Genomic DNA, 19178 nt, shown 5'->3' with positions numbered 1-19178 from the left:
GCCCTACTACACCGCCCACGAACAGGCCCGCGTCCAGGCCCGTGTCCAGGCCGAGGCGACCGCCCGCCTGCACCGGTGGAGCGCGCCCCGCACCCCCAAGGCCCCCGCCCCCGAGATGCGCCCGGCCGGACCGCTCGTCTCCGGACCGCGTCCGCCCGAACCGAGGCTCCCCGAGGGGGATCTGCTCGCGCCCACCCCGCCCCCGGTCACCTTCGAGGACCTGGCCGCACTCACCCGCGTGTGGATCGCCCAGCAGGGAAGCAAGGCGGGGGTGGGGGTATGAGGCCCACCCGTGTCCGGAGCGGCCGGCGGGAAGGCCGAATCGGGCACAAAGTGACCCGGGTCACAATTATCTCGTGGAGAGAACCAGGGACACGACGGCGGACACCAACCACATGGCCCCCTTCCCTCACGAGGAGGGCCCCTATCCCCTGTCATCACAGCCCGAGGTACACATGTTGAACTCCGTACGAGCCCACCGCACCGCCCTCGGCCTGGCCGCCGTCGGATCCGCACTGGCCCTGGCGGCCTGCGGAGGCCCCGCCCCCGCCGACGAGCCCGAGTCCACGGCGGACACCATCGAAGCGGAGGTGGAGGAGGAGCCCGCAGACGTCGACACCGGCGACTTCAACCAGGGCCCCATACCGAGCGAGAAGCCCGAACTCAACGAGAGCGACCTGCCACCGGAACCGGACAACTCGGCCCCCCTCGGCGAACGGATCGCGTGGGAGGCCCTGGAGCAGGTCTCCACCTTCGCCTCCATGACCGACCCGGACGCCACCTACCAGTGCCCGGACATCGCCGGCGAGGAGGGGGAGTCCGTGACCTGCACGGTGAACTTCCTGGGTGAGGAGTTCGAGTACAACATCGACATCCAGTCCTCCGGCATCCTCATCTCCTACGAGCAGGACCTGCCGGAGGGGCCGCTGGTGCGCGAGATGGTCGAGGACACCCTCCGTTGGGACGCCGAGACCGAGTACGTGCTCTGCGACATGGAATCAGACCTGGTCCGCGGCCGGACCAGCGAGGACGCGCCGTTCACCTGCCAGGCCCTGGACGAGGAGACGGGTGACGTAAGCGAATACACCCTGAGCATCTCCATGTACGGGGCGTACACCTTCTACCCGGCCTGATCACCCCGAACGGCCCCGCTCCGGCGGGGCCGTTCCCGTTCACGCAGGTGATCGGTGGCCGACCGTCCCGTTCGCCGACCGGCCCGCCACCGGCTCGGGTGGTCGGGCCGCGCGCCCCACGGTCCTCCGGACCGCCCCCGGCGCGGAGCGCGTTCGCGACTCGCGAACGCTCCCGCCGGCCGGACGCGGTCAGCCGCAGTTGGTGCCGTTCCGTACGATCCAGTCGTCGCCGATCCTGCCGCCCCAGTCCACGCAGTGGCCCGCCGCCGACAGGTACACCGGGCCCGCGTACTCGGTCCAGTCGCCCGGGTCGGTCTGCCAGGAGGTGGTGTCGCTGCGCTTGAGCGCGGCGTCCATGGACACGCGCGCCCCCGGGTCGGACCGCACCACCACGACGCAGTTCTTGCCGTTGGAGTTGTTGTAGGTCAGGAAGACCGTGCCGCCCGGGATGGCCGCCTCGTTGACCTTCCCGTACCCGCCGCCGCACTGGCCGCCGTAGACGACCGCGCCCACCGGGGCCGGGTTCGCGATCGTGACGATCAGGGCCAGTCCCAGCGCCGCCGCGACCCGGCCGGTGATCCTCTTCATCACGCTTCCCTCTCTTCGTTCGCCGTCCGTCGTCGTGTCCACCCCGGTCACCACGGCGGGGTCCCGGTGCCGCTGGTGCGGTGGTACTCGACCAGGCGGGTGATGGTCACCGTGCCGTCGGCCGCCGTCGTGTAGGTGACCTCGGCCTTCACGGTCCGGCTCCCCTGGTTCGCGTACCCGGTGAGCGCCGACGGGCTGGAGGACACCGAGCCCGCGCCGCCGTTGCCCACGCCGCCGCCCTGGCTCTGGCAGAAGCTCCAGGCGCAGACCACGGTGGCGCCGTCCAGCTTCGCGTACACCCCCGAGCCGCCGTCGGGTCGGAACGCGATGACGTGGTCGCCCGACGGCCTCGAACCCGACGCGCTCACGCCCGCTCCGACCAGTCCGGAGGCCGTGGCGGTCGTGCCCTCGTCACCGCCCCCGCCGTCGGAACCGCCGGCCTCGCCCTCGTCGGTCCCGTCCTCCTCGGACGGACCGTCCGAGGGTCCGTCCGACGCTTCGGTCTCCTCTGGGTTCCTCGCGCTCTTGGCGGAACCGTCCCCTTCGTCACCGGCGGCGCTCTCCACCGGGAGCGATGTCCCATCGTCATCGGACCGGTTCCCGATCAGCGATGCGTCGAGATGGCCGGAGAACACGGCTCCGCCCAGCCCGACGACCGCGAGCAAGAGCAGAGCGGCCGCCGTCACCACGAGCGCCGTCCAAGGTCTGGAACGCACCCGTTCCGCGACGTCCCGGGCCGGTGGAGGCACCACATCGAAGTGGCGTTCCTCCGGCAGACGCACACTCACCCAGGTGTTCTGGAGACTTCCCCCGACGACCTGTCCCACCCCGTCGGTTCCGCTGAACGACGCGACCGTCGCGCCCGGAGGGCTCGATGCCCGAAGTACTCCGGTCACCAACTCCAGAGCGGTGGGCCGCAGCTCGGCCTCCTTGGCCAGAGCACGGCGCACGAGGTCCGAGAGGGGTCCGGTGAACCCCTCCAGGTCGGGGTCGCCGCTCAGCACCCGGTGGGCGACCCCCGCCGGGTCACCCGTGCCGAAGGGGGGACGGCCCGTGGCCGCGTAGGCCACCAACGCCCCCCAGGCGAAGACGTCGTCGGCGGTGCTGATCCCCTCGCCCCGGTAGTGGGCCGGGCTGATCCAGCCGGGAGAACCCAGTAGCGAACCGGTGCGGGTCAGAGCGGTCTGGTCCAGGGCCCGGGCGATCCCGAAGTCGAGGACCCGCGGCCCCTCCGGGGAGATGACGATGTTGGCCGGTTTGAGGTCACGGTGGACCACACCGGCGGCGTGGATCTGGGTGAGCGCTTCGGCGACCCCGAGGGCGAGTCCGTACACGAGGGAGGCGGGCAGGGGCCCCTCGTTCTGGCGGACGTAGGTTCCCAGGTTGAAGCCGCGAACGAGGGGCATGGCCAGCCACGGCCGCTCCGCCCCGGTGTCGGCCGCGAGCAGGGGGACCGCGCAGGCGCCGCCCACCCGGGAGAGCGTCTCGACCTCACGGGCGAAGCGGCTGCGGAACTCGGCGTCGGCGGCGTATTCGGGATGGATCACCTTGACCGCGGCCAACGCCCCATGGGGGTCCACGGCGGCGTAGACCACTCCCATCCCGCCCGCGCCCAAGCGTTTGAGCGGTCGGTAGGGACCGATCACCGCCGGATCGGCGGAGGTCAGGTCGGTGGCGGTGACGGGCAGGGAGGCGGAGGTCTGTGCGGGGCGCATGGGATCCACGGGTGAAGGGGCAGGGGGCCGCGTCCCTCGCGGGCACCGGGAACATGGGATCACCGGGGGACGTACGGACACCGCATCCTAGCGACCGGACTCGACTCGAACGGTAACGAGTACACATGAACCGGACATGGGAACCGCCGTGACCGATACCGGTCACGGCGGTCGGGTCCGCGTTCGGAGAAGCGGTCACCGGCACTTCGGGGCGGGCGCCCGGGTTCCGCCGGAAGGGACGGGACCACACTGCCGTCGCCCTCCCTTCGAGGGGGCGTGAACGGAACCTTCGACCGCGTTCCCGGCCACGTGGTCGTCCACGTCCTGCCGGGGCGCGGGCGAGGTCGGCCCCGGGAGCCTCTCTAGGGCGTGTTCCGTGGATGCCGCCCGTCGCGAGCGCCGTCCCGGTGCGGCTCTCGCAAGGCCGAAGAAGGAGTCATCCCGGTGTGGCTGTCGACTGATGAGAACGCGGCGAGAGCTGTGCCGGGGCGTCGCGCAGCAGGGTGAGTATCCGCGGAACACGCCTTAGGAGGGGCTGTTCCCGTTGCGCTTCTCCTTCGCCCTGAAGGCCCTGCTGCGCTCGGCCTGGCGCCGGGCGTTCGGGTCGACGTCGGCGTTCGCGTGTCTTGTGAACCCGCGCAACGGGAAGTCCTCGCTCACCACACGGCGGCCGGATCTCGGATAGATGACCGACGTCGGGGCGTCGCCCAGGTCCTCCGCGCCCTTGTCCTCGTTCTCGCCACCGCGCTTGCCTCGTGCCATTTCACCGTCGCCTTCCTCCGCGAATCCGACAGGAACGGGTGCCGGATGTCATGCGAGCACCCCCACGTTCATCAAAGGCGAATTCCCACAACATCGCAATGATGAAGATCCAGCATTGGATTTCGCCATACGGGAGGGGCTTTCCGGCCTTCTCCCGGCACGTCCCTCAGTGCTACGCTCCGAGCCTCGTACGCGCCATCGCGCGCCCGTACGTGATCGGTGGCCCCGCAAGGCCCCGTCGGCTCCCCTGCCCCGTCGAGCCGGAGAAGACCGGAGATCACTCCGAACCCCGGGAAAACGAAGGTGAGTGGAACATGGCCCGCAAAGGCAAGTGGCAAGAGATCAAGGACGAGCTCAAGCGGAACCAGGAATCGCAGAAACCCACCAGCCTGACAGAAGCGATGAAGAAGTCGCGCGAGAGCACTCAGTCCACCAATCTCCTCTCGTCCGCCCGCAGGGCGCAGAAGAGCCAGCAAGGAGGAGGGCTGTTCGGACGGAAGGGCAAGAGCGCCTGACCTTCCCCGCCGGCATCGGGCCGGGGCGTGCCCCGCTTTCGGGGTGTGTACTAGGCTCGGCGCAGCGTTGTCGGGCACCGTGCCCCGACCCGGCAGCGGCCCCGGACCCACCTCCCCCTCCCGCCCGCGGAGCGCTCTCGGCCCCCGCAGGCGTCGCCTCGGACCGTGCCGGTCGACCCGATCCCCTCCGCGCGCCGGCGGGCCGTCCGTGCCGTCGGCCGACCGGGCGGAGGGACCCGCTGTGCCAGAAGGGACCCCATGATCCGGCAGGGTCGTCGCCGCGCCTCGTCGCAGCCCGTGATCTCGGGCATGCGTTCCCTGACGACTTTGTACCTCGGCGATCACTCGCTCCTGTACCGAGCCGAGCCCGAGTCGGGCGAGGCCCCCTTCGCGGTGAAGCTGCTGCGTCCGTCGACCGGTGCGGGGCGACCGGACGAGGCGGGCCTGTGGGAGGAGTTCTCAGCCACCGAGGGCGTGCAGCCACTGCTGTTCTCCGGCGTCACCGACGAGGGCCGCCCCTACGCGGTGACCGAGTACCGGCCCGAGGGCGACTACGGCGAAATCCTGGCGCGCGGCGAGCGCCTCTCCGTGGACGAGGTGCTCGCCGTGGGCGCGGCGGTGGCCGGGGCCCTGGCGGCGATCCACGCGGCGGGCTTCCTGCACCACGCGGTGCGCCCGGCCGACATCCTGCGCGGGGAGACCGGCCCGGCCCTGATCGACTTCGGTTCGGCTCTTCCGCTGGACCACCCGTTCCCACCGGTCTACTACACGCGGCGGGACCTGGACCACACGCCGCCCGAGGAACTGCGGGGCGGGGCCCCCTCCCCCGCCTCGGACGTGTACCGCCTCGCCTCCACGATGTGGGCGCTCCTGGCGGGGCACGCCCCGTTCGACGAGGTGCGGGAGGAGGCCGCCCCGCTGGCGGAGTACCGCGCCCGCATCCTCGGATCCGCCGTTCCCGCGCTCCGGCGGGAGGACGTGCCGGAGTGGCTGCGCGCGGTCCTGCGCCGGGCCCTGAAAGCCGACCCCGACCGCCGGACGTCCACGGCGGAGGAGTTCGCGGCGGCGCTGGCGGCGCGTCGGTCCCCGCCCGAGGGGACCGACGACCTCGAAGAGGGCCGGGCGGCCGTACCGCTCACCCAGGAGGGGACGGGGGTGGAACCGTCGACCCCCGCGGCCGACGACGACGGCTACACGGACGGGCCCGAAAGGGTCGTGACGCCGGGGGCCATCGGCACCGGGGAGCCCGCGCGATCGGCAGCGGGCGAGGCGGAGCCGCAGACGGAAGCTGCGGCCGACCCTTACCTCGATGACGGGTACGCGGACGAGCCCGAGGAGGAAGCGGGGACGGCGGCCGTTCTCGGGGAGTCCCCGTGGTGGGAGGCGGACGGCCGGGAGGCGACGGAGGAGACTCCTGGGCCGCCCGCACCGATCGTCGACGCCGGGCCGGAACCCGACACCCGTACCGATGACGGCTACCCGGACGACGGGTACCTCGACGACGGGTACCCCGATGAGGACGCCGACGCGGAGGTCCACGGGGGCCGTCCCGGCACACCGCTCCCCGGGGAGGGAGACCTCCCCGCGGTAGGACTCCCCCGCGCCCTCCGGACACCCCGGACGGACCCCCCGGACGCCGACGACGCCGAAGCAGCCGCCGAGGGCGGCGGTGCGCAGGTCGGTCCTTCGGAGCCCGAGAACGCCGCGACGCCTTCCGGCGCCGCCCCGAGCGTGGACACGGCCCGGACGCCCCGCACCGCCCCACTCCCCGAACCGGCTCCCGAGCGGACGCCCGCTCCCGCCGCTGTGACGCACGCAGCCCCCGCACGGCCGTCCCCGGCACCGGGCGTCCGACCGGGCGAGGCGGCGGGTTCCGGAGTCGGCACGCCCCCACCCGCGTCGTTCCCACCGGCGTGGAACGCGACGGGCGCGCCGGTGCCACCGGCAGCGGAGACGGCCGGCGCCCCGGCGGTGCCGCACCGACCCCAGCCGACCCCCCGACCCGCCCCTTCTCCCCCTTTCGACACCACCGATCGGAATCGCGTCACGCAGCCGTACTCCGACTGGGGCGGGCCCCCGGAGCGCGAGCGCGGGATCGGTGCCCTCGTCGGCCCGATCCTCATCGGCCTGCTGGTCGTCGTGGTGGTGGGAGCGGGCCTCGCCGTGCTCGTCAGGGGACTGGGCGGGCCGGATTCCCCGGCCGCGTCTCCGGAGGCGAGTGGAACCGGGGACACCCCGGGAAGAACGGAGTCCGGGGCCGCGGAACCGCCGGCGGTCGCCGACCCGGTCGCGGAACTGGCCCCCACGGACATCGGGCTCACCGACGACCTCGTGGCCGTGTCACTGACCTGGACGGACAACACCGGCGGCGAGAGTTCGCACGTCGTGGTCGGCGGCCCCGCCGACGCGCGGGGGACGTCGATGGCCCGTACCGAGGCGGGCGAGTCCTCGGTGGACGTCTCGGGGCTCAACCCCGAGGTGGAGTACTGCTTCCAGGTGGTCGCCGTCCATTCGACCGACGTGCTGGCCCCGTCCGAGGAGATCTGCACCGACCGGGGCGCGTCCGACGCCAACTGACGGCCGCGCCCCACCGGTCGGGTCTTCGGTCGAGGCGGCACCGGTGGCAGACCGGGCACACCATGGCGTGTCCGACCGGATGCCACCCGCTCCGCTGCTACCGGCCTTCGCGGGTATCACCCGCACGCCGATCTGCCATCACCGACTCACCAGATGGGACGAGCTCTCAGGCCTTGACCGCTCCCCAGGGGGTCGGCGGGGTCCAAGGACTCACAAAGACCGCTTCACCGCCCGTGAAGGGGGTCGAACCCGAACCGCCGGACCTCACGGGCCGCGGCCTCCGCACCGTTCCCGAATCCGGCTGCTCCGCGCCCGTCGGCCGGCTTCCGGATGCGGCACCGCCCGGGCGCCATGCCGACGGCCATCCGCGCGTACCGCACACCAGGGGCGTTACCCGTCTCCGCGAGCACACCCTCCTGCACCACGGCGTACGGATCGGATGGTTCGAGGGGCGAAACCGTGATGGCCCCCAGGTGGAGACGGGGTTGGGGCAGGTACCGCTGCTCTCGGCCACCGACGATGGCGAGCGGAAAGGGCTCCGGAAATCCGGGGTCGCGATGTGCTCTTCCCCCTTGGCCCGATCGAGCGAAAACATCCATCCGACCATGGGAAAGAAGACCTGAAGGGTCTATGATGTAGCCCGCTCTGCCACTTTGTCACCTATTCAACCAAGTTTCCCTTGGTGGACACCTCCCCGTGGCAACAGGGATCCCATGCCCCGGCCCCTTCCAACGGGACCGCCCGCTGCCTCGGCCGCAGGCGGGCAGGGCAGTCGCATGTCAGCAGACCGACGCGAAAGGAAGGGGTCCGTTCGTGGAACGACTACTGGCCGTCTTGGGGGAGACATTCTCGAACATCTTGACGATGGCCTCGTCGACACCGATCTACATGGGCATCGTAGGCGGTGCCCTGGCCCTCGTGTACTGGCAGTCGCACCGAGAGGCCAGGATCGAGAAGAACAATTACAAGGAACACCTGATATCAGGCCTGACGGACGAAGCGACCAGGGCGGCCAGGAGTGAGAAAGCAAAGAACACTCCCGCCTTCCTCAGAGTCGCCGATCTGAATAACATCTACCTTCAGAATGTCCTACAGGCCGCCACGACCATACGAAATGCAGTGGACAACAACGGACAGCGGCTGGCCAATTTGTGGTCCATACCTTTCCATCGAAAAGGAATGCAGAATTTCCTCGACCAGAAAGAGGGGCGCTCCAGAGTCGAGATTTTCAGACAGGGGCATGAAGAGGTTGCGAGACGTCATGGGGTAGCCTTGGGAGGAAAATCGGTCAGCACACGCTCCGACCCAGAAAACCGAAGGACAAAAATGTAAAGAAGACTACATTCCAGTGTGACTGAGAAACATTCCGGTTGGACTACTCGAAGATGATCTCGATGCTTTCTTTGATGTTCGCATGCGCACTGACCCTCTACCTTTTCCGGTTTCTGGCAACAGAATTCATGGCGAAGTCCGGGGCCCATCCCCGAAGGCTGGATGAATTCAGCGCGACCTTGACTGAACTCCGCCTCAAGAATCACCGTGAGAACGCCATCGTTTTTGGGACGAGTGCCGCCGACGAGAAGTACCTGATACTGGACAACATGCTTGCGTTGATCAATTTTCGAAGGCACACGGGCCCCTCCGAAACCGCCTCCGGCCTCTCCGGCGACGCCGATCGGAGGTTCTCCGAGTACGCGGGCATGCTCGACCGGCTCAATCAGGAGATCGCGAGGTCGGTCCCCGGCGCACGAACCCCCGCCCCGGACCACTACGCCATCCGGGATGACTCCGCTGGGAGCGTCCACGGCACCGATGCGATGAGAGTTCGGCTGATCCGCCTCACCCACATCGTCCTCATGGTGGCACTGGGACTTTTGGCCGCCGCTACCGCCGTCATCGGATAAGGGGCTTCGGCAGCTCTCAACGCCACTTCCATGGGAGAAAGTCTTGGCCGAACTACTGTCGAACATGAACTCATTGCTCACCGGAGGGGCCAGCACCTTAACGGCGATCCTGTCAAACCTCTTTTTCGCAGGCTTCGCCGCGTTCGTTGCGATAAGAGGAAAGAAATATCTGACATCCAAGGTGAAGAAGTCGGACCATTCCCTCCATGAGATCAACAGCGAAGCGCTGGTGCAGATCGAGGAGATCGCACGCCAGATCAACTCGGAGGTCTGGAACAGGCAGGAGTTCCCTCTCACCGAGCAGAACCTAAGGCAGGAGGGTGATTCGATCACTCTGGAGGCCGGCACCAATCTCCTCATTCTAGAGCGGCAACTGGCCCTGGTGGAGGATCGGGTCAAGGATCTCCAGAGCGCGGGTGCGACGAACCAGTCCTTCGAGGAGATGATGCACCCTGACAGCACCTTGGTGATCAATCCGGTGGCACAGGGAAGCCGGACGCTGTCTCAGGATGAAGCGACACGCACCGCACAGAGTATCGGGGCGGTGCGCGACAATCTCGTCCAGGTCGACATGTCCCTCAAGGAGTCCTACAAAATACTCGGATTCGATCTCAACGTCAGTGCACGAGATGCCATCAAGGAAGGAAAGCTTCCTGATTTCAGGCAATGGGTCGATGCTATTCTGGAGGACTATCCGAAGGTCGTAACCGATCTTGTGAAGAACAACGGTTTGGCGGCCGCGCACGCCGCCCTCGCCCTGGTGAAGGAGACCGGGCACTCCCCTCTGTCCGGGCAGGCGAGGAAAGAGGCGGTCGCGGAGATCATCGATGAGAGGCGGAGAGACGTGAGCGCGCGCGAGGCTCGCGGGCTTCCCCCGGCGGAATCGAATCCACTCGACATCCTGAGCAAACCCTCCAGGAAGGACAGGGCCAAGGACTCGACTGCCGCCCTGGGCACCTCCCTCTCCAGCGCTGTCAGGCGGGCCCGCTCCCGTATCGGTGGCGGGAACGGTGGCAATCGGGGCCGCAGCTGACGGGAGCGTGTCACCCACTGGTTTTCGGGTGCGTCAGCACGTCGACTGGCGCACCACTTCCGCAGACCCGCTCGGAGGAGCCCTGGAATGGATGTCAACCAATTCGCCTTTTACGTGTTCTTCTTGGTCACGGCCACCGTCGCCGGGAACGCCGTCCTGAGGATCCGCCAACGCGGCCTGTACGACCCGGGTCAGGCGATCGAGAATGGGAGGATGGCGAGGAAGCAGGCGGTCTCCTCGGCCGCGCTCCTGGAGAAGGTGGGGATCGCCGACCGCAAGCAACAGATCATCGAGGCACTCGCGGGTGACCGGACCGCATCCACCAGCGCCGAGGCGATCGCCGAGGAGGACCACGGACGTCGGGAACTGGTGTCCTTGCGGAAGAGGTTCGATGAACTGGAGTCCCACGTCCTGGCCGAACACGAGCACATCGACCGGGAGTTCGAGGAGGAGGCCGCCCGACACCGCCAACGGCGCCGCCGGGCTCTGAGCACCGAGATCGCCCTCCTGGTGCTGTCGGTGGCCGTGATGCTCGGGCTCGTCATCGCGGCGGCGCCGTACTTCGCATGACGCGCGGGGCCGTTCAGGCGGCGGGTACCACTCGAACGGCCTCCGGACGTGGTGGAACCGGATCGCGATGGTGCGTCAGGCCGGCCAGCGGCTGGTGATGGGCAGGCGCCGGTCCCTTCCCAAGTTGCGCTTGGTGATCTTGGGGCCGGGCGGGTACTGGCGGCGCTTGTGCTCGGCTCTGTCGACCCGGCGGACGACGTGGCGCACCAGATCCGGATCGAAACCCGCCGCTGTCAGCGCCGCGACACCCTGATCCGTGCCGATGTAGGCGTTCAGCAGCCCGTCGAGCACCTCGTACTCCGGTTGCGTGGGGATCTGATCGGCACTTCCCCAGCCATTGACCCGGTTCCGGTCGAGGGAGCGCTCCGGAATGGGCGGTGTGAGCCCGACACGCGTCGCCTCGGTGTTGCGCCAGCGGGCCAGTTCCCGGACCAGTGTCTTCCAGCAGTCCTTGAGCGGTGCGTAGGACCCCACGGCATCGCCGTAATGGGCGCACAGCCCGGTCGCCAATTCGCTCTTGTTGCCCGCCGCCAACACGAGGTGTCCCTCCTCACGCGAGAGGGCCGCGATGAGGGTGCCGCGTGCCTGCGCCAACAGGTTCTCCGCGCCGTCCGCGTTGGAGGCGACGATCGTCGACTCCAACGCGTCGACCAGGTGGTTCACCGGGTAGACGCGGTTGACGAGGCCCAGCTCCTTGATCAGCTTTCCCGCGTCCGCCATGGCCTCCGTACTGGATCCCTTCGCTGGCATGACCAGGGCGTGCACGTTCTCCGCACCCACGGCGTCCGCCGCGATCGTGGCCGTCAGTGAGGAATCGAGACCCCCGGAGACGCCCACCAGGACCGAGGAGAAGGCGTTCTTGCGAACGTGGTCGCGTACCCCCGTGACGAGAGCCGTGTAGACCTCGCCGAGATCGCTCAAGGGGTTGCGCCGGGGCGTCAGCACCGGTGGGCGCGACTCGTAGGGCACGAGCGGCTGCGTGGAGGCCGTGTACCGCACGATCCGGAAACCGCCCGATTCCGCCGGTGGTTCCGATGGGGCCGCGGTTCGGGGAAGGGACACATCGGTGACCAGGAGCGCCTCCTCGAATTGTGGAGCCCGGGAGACGAGGTCTCCCTCCGCGTCGACGATGAGGGAGTCGCCCTCGAACACCAGGTCGTCCTGACCGCCGATCATGTTGACGTAGCCGATGGCGGCTCCGATCTCACGTGCGCGCCGCTGGCACAGTGCGAGCCGCACGTCGTCCTTGTGCCGCTCGTACGGTGACCCGTTCAGAGTGATGAGCATCCCCACCCCGAGGACGGCCGCCGCCGCAACGGGCCCCCCGTCCTGCCACAGGTCCTCGCAAATGGCGAAAGCGATGTCGACGCCGTGCAGTCGCATTACCGGAAGCGTGTCTCCAGGGACGAAGTACCGGAATTCGTCGAAGACCCCGTAGTTGGGCAGGTGGTGCTTCGCCGAAACGAGCTGGATCCGGCCTTGGTGCAGCACCGCCAGCGAGTTCTGCGGCGCTCCCGAGGGTTGACCGAACCGGGATCCTCCGCCCTCTCGTCTGTTCAGGAAGCCGATGACCACCGGGAGGTGTCCGAGACCTTCGTCGGACAATCGGCTGGCGAGTGTGTGAGTGGTTTTTATGGAAGCGGAAACAAAACCGTCCCGCAGGGCGAGATCCTCTACCGAGTATCCCGTGACGACCATCTCGGGAAATACGACGAGATGGGCTCCAGCGTCGCTCGCCTGACGAGCGTAAGCGACGACGCTGTCGCAATTACCTTCCAGATCACCCACAGTCGGGTTGATCTGGGCCAGAGCTATACGAAGTTGTACCACAGGTGCGATCGTAGCGAATTAGTTAACATGGACGCAACATGTAACTTTTTTATAACATTGCGACCTGGCGCCGTCTCCGGCCATCCGTGAAAAACATCGATTATTTCACCATCCCTGGTGTGAGTGAGATAAGTCACAGGGGCTGTGGCCTCTGGAGCCCCCGCCCGAAGCCATTCCACCCCTCCCCCACGCGCAGCCCATCAGACCGAAATCGCAGCTCATGAGGCCTCCATGAAACTCAGGCCACCGCCCCATCGGACGAGGACGCTCCGGAGCGCGCCCAGGCGGGCGCTTCCGCCGTCACAGGAACAAGGTCATGCCGAAGTGTGATGAATCTTGCGGTTCGGGAGAGTTTCTTGTTATCTGTTCCACGGCCCGCACACCCTCATGGCGGCCTGGGCGGTTCAGTCGGTGATGATCTCGCCGAAAATGTGACCCCGCGCGTTCAGGAAGTAACAAAAAACACATATCGGCAAGACACCGCCCTGACCACTGCGGGAACTGAATCAGTCGCGGAGCGAGACAACGACGTCTCCGCCGACGACGAAGGGAAGTCCCCCTGTGGAAGCCATGAACATCGGCATCACCACTTTCAACGATGCCTTCTGGGCCTATCTGATCATTCCCGTCCTCATCATTCTGAGCGTGTACTTCACCGTGCGCTCCGTTGGTGTGCAGTTCCGAATGATCCCCGAGATGATCCGCTCGATGGGAGGAAAAACGGGACTGGCGGAGGACGGCCGCAAACCGATCTCCGCCTTCCAGGCCTTCACGGTCTCCGCCGGTGCGCGCGTCGGTACCGGCAACATCGCCGGCGTCGCCACGGCGATCGCGCTCGGTGGTCCCGGCGCGGTTTTCTGGATGTGGGTCATGGCACTGATGGTCGGCGCGGCGAGCTTCATCGAGTCGACGCTCGCACAGCTGTACAAGGTCCGCGACAAGGAGGGGTTCCACGGCGGGCCGGCCTATTACATGGAGTACGGGCTCAAGTCCCGCTGGATGGGCGTTCTCTTCGCCGTGATCATCACGGTGACCTTCGGAATCGTGTTCACGAGCGTGCAGAGCAACACGATCTCCGCCGCCATTTCCAACTCGGTCTCCACCGTGTCCGGTGGTGAGGGCTCGCCGTGGACCCCCTACGTGGTCGGTGCGGTGCTCGCCGTGTTCACCGCTGTGATCATCTTCGGCGGGGCCCGGCGCATCGCCCACGCGTCGACGATGCTCGTGCCGTTCATGGCGGGCATCTACATCCTCCTGGGCATGGCCGTCGTCGCTCTGAACGTCGACCAGATCCCGGCGGTGATGGTCGAGATCGTCACGCACGCTTTCGGAATCCAGGAGATCGCCGCAGGCGGCATCGGTACCGCGATCGTGCAGGGCATGCGACGCGGCATGTTCTCCAACGAGGCCGGCCTGGGCTCGGCTCCCAACGCGGCCGCCAGCGCCGCTGTGAGCCACCCCGTCAAACAGGGCCTCGTTCAGACTCTGGGCGTCTACTTCGACACCCTCGTCGTGTGTTCGACCACGGCCTTCATCATCTTGGTGTCCAACCCGACCTACACGGAGGAGGCCGGTCCGACACTGACCCAGAACGCGCTGGAGACCAACCTCGGGCCCTGGGCGCTCCACGTGCTCACGCTGGTCATCCTCTTGCTGGCCTTCACCTCGGTGCTCGGCAACACCTTCTACGGCGAGTCCAACATCGGCTACCTGACCAAGAAGCCGGCGGCCGTCACCGGCTTCCGGGTGCTCGTCGTCCTGGTGACCTTCCTTGGGGCGATCGGCTCGGGCGGCCTGGTCTGGAGCCTGGCGGACACGACCATGGGGGTCATGGCCCTGGTCAACCTCGCGGCGCTGGCCCTGCTGGCACCGATCGCGTGTCGCCTGCTGACCGACTACGTCAAGCAGCGCAAGGAAGGTAGGGACCCCGAGTTCACCAAGGACAGCATGCCCGACCTCACCGGTGTGCAGTGCTGGGAGCAGGAGGATCTGGACCGGCTCAAGGGGAACGTCGCGAAGGTCTGATCTCCACGGGACACGCCTTCCACCTCTCCGAGGGTGTGGTGCCGATACCGGTACCACACCCTCGTTCTCGTGTGCCGCCGGAGAGACGGACTCCCTGGTGTACCCGCCCCCGGGTCGACGCGGTCACAGTACCGCCGCCACCGCCGCGCCGACCGCGACTCCCGCCAGGAGCACGGCCGCTCCGGCGCACACGACGTCCAGCCACCAGGCGGTGGACCGCGCCCGCTCCGCGCGTGCCCGACGTTCGGTGAAGTCCGCACGCGTCCGCGCCAGCAGTCGCTCCTCCTCGGCGTCCAGTCCCGCCAGGTCCCTGTCGAGGTCCGCCACGAGTCGCACGGGATCGCCGCGCTCTCCGGCTCCGGCTCCTCCCAGACCGGTGCTCTCGCGCACCCTCGCCCCGGCCGTGTCCAGCAGCGCGTACCGGCGCTCCAAGAGGCCGTGTCGGATCTCGTACACCTTCCGCCGCTCGTCCGCGTCGATCCGCTCCGTCGGAGGGCCGGACCGATGCCCCAGCGCACGCCGGACGGATTCCGGTCCGACCCGGTAGCAGACCGCCACCGCCATGACGGCGACCAACAGTGTGATCACGTCACCCGCGCCCAGCAGACCCATGACCGCCCCCTCCACGTCTCATCGCTTCCGCCCCACGTTCTGCTCGCCCGCCCCGCGGACCGGTGCCGGAGCGTCCCGCCGGAACAACCTCTTCCGCTTCCGTACCGCCTCGGCCACACTCGTGGGGGGCGTGAGCAGGTCCTGCCCGGCCAGGACCTCACGGGTGCGTTCGTGGATCCGGTCCTCATCGACGCGGTCGGGGCCCAGGCTCACCTTGAGGGAAGCGACGTGCTCACCGCTGAACCCCGGGGCTCGAAGCGGACCGCTGAGCCCGTCCCTCTCACCGTTGGTGCGGTACCACTCCAACTCCTGGAGGTGCCGTCCCACGGAGGCCGCGGCCTCCAACGCGTCGCCACGGAGACGAGTGGTGTCGATCGTGGGTCCCGCCTCCGAGGCGATCAGCAGCCCTGACTCCTCCAGGCGGCGGAGGAGCCCCCGATGCCGCTCCAGAGCGGCGTTGAAGGACTGCGCCGAGCGCCGAGCCCTCGCGTTCGCGGTGCCCTGCTGCGCGTAGAGGTCCTCGGCCGTGCGTTTCAGGGTCCCCGCCATCCTCGCGCTCTTGACCTCCGCACGCAGCCGCGGCAGGTCCGTCTGCGCCTTGCTCAGGCGCTGGTTGGCCGCGGCGCGGATCCGCGCCGCCTCGGCCTCGGTGAGTTCCACCTTGGCCCGGCCGCCGAGGCGTGCCTTCACCAGGCTCCTGCGGAACACGACGGCCGCGGTCGTGACCAGGGTCGCCAGCGCCGTCCCGGCCGGGATCAACCACTCCACGGGGCGCTCCCCCCGGGCCGCGCTCCGGACCGGGCCGGACCGTCGACGTGGCGCGGGCCGAGGTCGGCGAGCGCGTCCCGGATCCTCCCCTCAGCCTCGTCGAACCCGCGTCGGCGGGTGTCGAGACGCGCGGCGGCCCCGTCTTCTCCCGACTCCGTCCGTGCGGCCACGGCGGTGTCGGACAACAGGTCGCGCCAGGCCCAGAGGTTCCCCGCGGCCGTGCCGAGGTCCTTCGCACGCTCCTGCTCCCGATGGGCTTCGGCCCACAGGCCCTCCTCGTCCGGGTCTCGCGGCGGAGAGATCCCGTGGGACGCCTGATGGCGGTTCAGCGCCCAGCGGGCGGTCAGAAGCAGGGCTGTCGCGAGTGCGATCACCAGGGCGATCATGCGCGCGCCCCCTTGCCCGACTCCCTCTTCGAGGTGGGGGCTCCCCCTCGCCGGAGCATCGGGGCGGCGGCGCGACGCGCGCTCCGCAGGGCTCCGCGCACGCCCTGGGGCCGGTTGAGCCGCAACAGCCGGTCCACCGCCCGCTCGGCGTCGCCCAGTGTCTCGAAGTGCGCCTGGACCCGCTTCTCCCGCTCGGCCGCCTCGTTCTCGGCCCGGCTGACCGTCTGGGCCGCCGCCTCCAGGTCCTTGCGCACCGTGGTGTCCGCCGCACGGTAGGCGTCCAGGGCCGCTCGAAGGGCGGTCGCTTCGAGCACGCTCGGGTGCTGCGACACCGCCAGGTCGTAGCGCTTGGCCTGCGCGAGTTTCCCGTCCGACTCGCCCCGGCCCTCCCAGCGTGCGCCGAGCGCGACCGAGGCGACCAAGAGGCTGGTCGCGCCGATGAAGGCGCTGCCGAGCGTCAACGCGACTTGCAGGGGGTCCACCGCCAGGCCTCTCAGGTCCCGCCCCGCCGTACGGTGGGGCGGGACCTGTCTACCGACGCGGCGGTACGAACCCCGTCCCCGCCGGGGTCCGCGCGGTGACGCCCCGGTGAACATCCAAGCGCGGGGCGTGGAGGGGGGTCACCACTCGTCCTCGAACCAGCCCTCGGGGGCGGGGTCGGCGGGCAGGGGGCGCGGTTCCTGGTGGCGCCGCGAGGTGCACTCGCGGAACGGACCGTTGTCACCGAGCAGGATGCCCATCTGGAAGTCCAGGTGGTCCCGGTACCAGATGGCCATGCCGGTGCCCGCCTCCCAGCGCAGCACCTCCCACGCGTGCCACAGCGCCTGGAAGCGCGACACCGCCTCGGCGTGCCGCCACCACTCCTTGCACCACCGGAACTGTCCACCCTCGGGACGGACGTAGACCGGGAGGAACCGCAGGCGCACGAACTCCTCGACGTTCTTGAACACCGGTTCGGGGGCCGGCTCGTCCTCGCCCTCCTCGTCCCCGGGGACGTCCACCCCGTCGAGCACGGAGGCGACGCCGGGAGCGTCACCGGCGGGCCACGCCTCCTCTCCGGGGGTCGCGTTCCCGTCGGTCCGCTCCTGCTGTTCGATGTCCATAGCCGGTGTGGTCCTCTTCGTCGTGGTCGTACGCGGCCGCCGCGTCAGCGGGTGGCGGCCGATCGGCGGTGCGAGGTGGTCGTCGTGTTGCGCTGGCGCCGGTGGACGACGGTCGCCCTCAGGACCGCCGCGTCGGCCTGGGTTCGGGTCCGGGGCAGGCCGACCGTGTCGCGGCGGACCGCGTCCGTGCGTCCCGCCCGGTAGGCGGCCCCCTGTGCGCGGGCCTGCTGGACACGGCCCCGATCCCGCTCACGCCGCTGCGCGAGGTTCCCCTCACGGGCCCGATCCCGCTCACGCCGCTGCACGAGGTTCCCCTCACGGGCCCGTTCCGGTCGGGCGGCCTCGGCACGGGCGACCGCACGACCGTTGGCCTCCACCGCCCGTTCCGTCTGCCCCCGGTTCTGCGGCAGGCGGGAGTCGGCGGTCTCCGGCCTGCGGTCGGCGGTGCCGGACACCGCTCCGGTGCGCAGGCGGGCGGCGTCCTCGTTGCCGGCCCGCACCACGGCGTCCCGACCCCGGGGCGCCTCGTTCACCGGGAGGCCCCTGGCCTTGTCCAGCGCGTAGAGGACGGCGTCCCCCTGGGGGAAACCGCTACCGGTGCCCACTCGGGCCCGGCGCTCGGCGAACGTCAGCCCTTCGCGGTAGCGCTCCTCGAAGCCCGGCAGATGGCGTTTGGCGTTGTCGATCATCGTGGGCACGGAATCCGCCGGGATCTTCCCGTCGAGGGCCGCGGCGAGGATCGACGCGGCGGGGCCGCGCAGCTCGTCGGCCTTGGCACGCGCGTCCTTGAACCAGGGGACGGCCTTGGCCCAGTACTCCTCCATGGTCTCCATGGGGCGGTTGTCGGCCTGCCACACCGCCCCCGCCAGGGCCGTGTTCTTGTCGATCCGGGAGGAGAGCGGGTCGCCCGCGAAGGCCTCGTCCTGGACGATGCCCTGCTCGACGGAGGCCGCGAGCTGGGGGTGCCGCCCGGCCATGGCCTTGGAGATCAGTGCCTCGGACAGGCGCGCCTGTGGTCCGACGGCGTCGCCGGCGCTCACGTAGAGCGCGCCGAGGTCGCGGGGGCGCAGCTTGTTCAGGTCGGAGCCGTCGAGGGCCCGCCGCCAGGACTGCTCGGGCGGTGTCCCCGGGAAGGCCCCCCTCTCCTGGAGGGCGGTGTGCGCGGTCGTTTCGAGACGCCCGCTCGCCAGGTCGTTCTCCAGGACCTTGCCCACGATGGCGTGATCGAGGCGGTCACGGACCTCACGGACCCGCAGCGGGTCCGCTCCGGGCAGCAGGGCGGCCGCGGCCCCCGGATCCGCGCCGCGGGCCAGGTGCACCGCGGCCTGGACGAGCGCCGGGGATCCCGCCACGTGGGTCTCGGGGAAGAACGCCTTCCCACTGCTCTGGAGTCGCCGTTTGCGCAGGTGGCCGTGGAGGGACGCCATGGCGAGCCACCCGGAGTTGGTCATGCCCCCGCGCCCGATCGAGGCTCGCATGGCGGCGGTCAGGAGGGCCTCGACGATGTCGCGCTCGCCGCCGCCGGACTCCGATCCGCTCCCCTCCCCCGGGCCGGTCGGACGTTCCCTGGTGCGGCGCCGGGACTCGGACTCCTCGTCCTTGAACCGGCCGGCACCGCCTGTCCGCTCGCTCATCCCTGGCCTCCCGTTCGGGGGTG

Annotated in this window: 18 protein-coding genes and 1 pseudogene; 9 read left to right on the top strand and 10 right to left on the bottom strand. The window is 69.4% G+C overall.

What is annotated here, in order from left to right; all coding sequences use genetic code 11:
- Together PWG71_RS17455 and PWG71_RS17450 are read left to right on the top strand one after the other, a co-directional pair.
- A pseudogene (locus PWG71_RS17455) lies at positions 1-283 on the top strand (hypothetical protein); the annotation flags it as partial.
- 172 nt (positions 284-455) lie between these two features.
- Positions 456-1133 (top strand): hypothetical protein, encoded by a 678-nt coding sequence (locus PWG71_RS17450; protein ID WP_274810810.1) that lies wholly within the window; start codon positions 456-458, stop codon positions 1131-1133.
- A 189-nt stretch (positions 1134-1322) separates the two neighbouring features.
- On the opposite strand, the gene PWG71_RS17445 is transcribed toward PWG71_RS17450, so the two are convergent.
- From PWG71_RS17445 to PWG71_RS17435, 3 genes are all read right to left on the bottom strand, one after another.
- Positions 1323-1721 (bottom strand): spore-associated protein A, encoded by a 399-nt coding sequence (locus tag PWG71_RS17445; protein WP_274810809.1) that lies wholly within the window; start codon positions 1719-1721, stop codon positions 1323-1325.
- A 47-nt stretch (positions 1722-1768) separates the two neighbouring features.
- Positions 1769-3436 (bottom strand): serine/threonine-protein kinase, encoded by a 1668-nt coding sequence (locus PWG71_RS17440; protein WP_274810808.1) that lies wholly within the window; start codon positions 3434-3436, stop codon positions 1769-1771.
- A gap of 525 nt (positions 3437-3961) precedes the next feature.
- Entirely contained in the window at positions 3962-4198 is a 237-nt protein-coding gene (locus PWG71_RS17435) for a hypothetical protein (protein WP_274810807.1), read from the bottom strand.
- 98 nt (positions 4199-4296) lie between these two features.
- Between PWG71_RS17435 and PWG71_RS17430 the strand changes: the two genes are divergently transcribed.
- The 6 genes from PWG71_RS17430 (at position 4297) to PWG71_RS17405 (ending at position 10797) form a co-directional block, all read left to right on the top strand.
- Entirely contained in the window at positions 4297-4713 is a 417-nt protein-coding gene (locus PWG71_RS17430) for a hypothetical protein (RefSeq protein WP_274810806.1), read from the top strand.
- 258 nt (positions 4714-4971) lie between these two features.
- A complete protein-coding gene (locus PWG71_RS17425) occupies positions 4972-7290 on the top strand; it encodes a protein kinase domain-containing protein (RefSeq protein ID WP_274810805.1) in 2319 nt (772 codons plus the stop codon).
- Positions 7291-8103: 813 nt separating this feature from the next.
- Entirely contained in the window at positions 8104-8622 is a 519-nt protein-coding gene (locus PWG71_RS17420) for a hypothetical protein (RefSeq protein WP_274810804.1), read from the top strand.
- Positions 8623-8660: 38 nt separating this feature from the next.
- Positions 8661-9194: a hypothetical protein gene (locus PWG71_RS17415; protein ID WP_274810803.1), complete on the top strand. Its 534-nt coding sequence runs from the start codon at positions 8661-8663 to the stop codon at positions 9192-9194.
- A gap of 43 nt (positions 9195-9237) precedes the next feature.
- Positions 9238-10227 carry a hypothetical protein gene (locus PWG71_RS17410; RefSeq protein WP_274810802.1) on the top strand — a complete coding sequence of 330 codons (990 nt, stop codon included), beginning with the start codon at positions 9238-9240 and terminating at the stop codon, positions 10225-10227.
- Between the two features lie 87 nt (positions 10228-10314).
- Complete coding sequence (locus PWG71_RS17405) at positions 10315-10797, top strand: hypothetical protein (RefSeq protein ID WP_274810801.1); 483 nt, start codon at positions 10315-10317, stop codon at positions 10795-10797.
- A gap of 75 nt (positions 10798-10872) precedes the next feature.
- Here the strand turns inward: PWG71_RS17405 and PWG71_RS17400 are convergent, their stop codons facing one another.
- The gene (locus PWG71_RS17400) at positions 10873-12627 is read right to left on the bottom strand and encodes an NAD+ synthase (RefSeq protein ID WP_274810800.1); all 1755 of its coding nucleotides are present in this window, start codon (positions 12625-12627) and stop codon (positions 10873-10875) included.
- A gap of 570 nt (positions 12628-13197) precedes the next feature.
- Here PWG71_RS17400 and PWG71_RS17395 point away from each other — a divergent pair.
- Complete coding sequence (locus PWG71_RS17395; RefSeq protein WP_446725048.1) at positions 13198-14652, top strand: alanine/glycine:cation symporter family protein; 1455 nt, start codon at positions 13198-13200, stop codon at positions 14650-14652.
- Positions 14653-14775: 123 nt separating this feature from the next.
- Here the strand turns inward: PWG71_RS17395 and PWG71_RS17390 are convergent, their stop codons facing one another.
- The 6 genes from PWG71_RS17390 to PWG71_RS17365 all read right to left on the bottom strand — a co-directional run bounded on the left by PWG71_RS17390 (position 14776) and on the right by PWG71_RS17365 (position 19155).
- Entirely contained in the window at positions 14776-15264 is a 489-nt protein-coding gene (locus PWG71_RS17390) for a hypothetical protein (protein ID WP_274810798.1), read from the bottom strand.
- Between the two features lie 18 nt (positions 15265-15282).
- A complete protein-coding gene (locus PWG71_RS17385) occupies positions 15283-16032 on the bottom strand; it encodes a hypothetical protein (RefSeq protein ID WP_274810797.1) in 750 nt (249 codons plus the stop codon).
- Positions 16020-16418, bottom strand: a complete 399-nt coding sequence (locus PWG71_RS17380; RefSeq protein ID WP_274810796.1) for a hypothetical protein — start codon at positions 16416-16418, stop codon at positions 16020-16022. Before PWG71_RS17380 ends, PWG71_RS17385 begins: the two co-directional genes overlap by 13 nt.
- Positions 16415-16900 carry a hypothetical protein gene (locus PWG71_RS17375; RefSeq protein WP_274810795.1) on the bottom strand — a complete coding sequence of 162 codons (486 nt, stop codon included), beginning with the start codon at positions 16898-16900 and terminating at the stop codon, positions 16415-16417. The genes PWG71_RS17380 and PWG71_RS17375 overlap by 4 nt, the downstream gene beginning before the upstream one ends.
- 138 nt (positions 16901-17038) lie before the next feature.
- On the bottom strand, positions 17039-17521 hold the full coding sequence (locus tag PWG71_RS17370) for a DUF4913 domain-containing protein (RefSeq protein ID WP_274810794.1): 483 nt from the start codon (positions 17519-17521) through the stop codon (positions 17039-17041).
- A gap of 44 nt (positions 17522-17565) precedes the next feature.
- Positions 17566-19155, bottom strand: a complete 1590-nt coding sequence (locus tag PWG71_RS17365) for a hypothetical protein (RefSeq protein ID WP_274810793.1) — start codon at positions 19153-19155, stop codon at positions 17566-17568.
- Positions 19156-19178 lie beyond the last annotated feature (23 nt).

Source organism: Nocardiopsis sp. N85 (assembly GCF_028882275.1).
In the GTDB taxonomy this organism is placed as follows: domain Bacteria; phylum Actinomycetota; class Actinomycetes; order Streptosporangiales; family Streptosporangiaceae; genus Nocardiopsis; species Nocardiopsis lambiniae.
The sequence above is the reverse complement of the archived record's forward strand: the minus strand, read 5'-3'. Positions and strand labels throughout refer to the sequence as shown.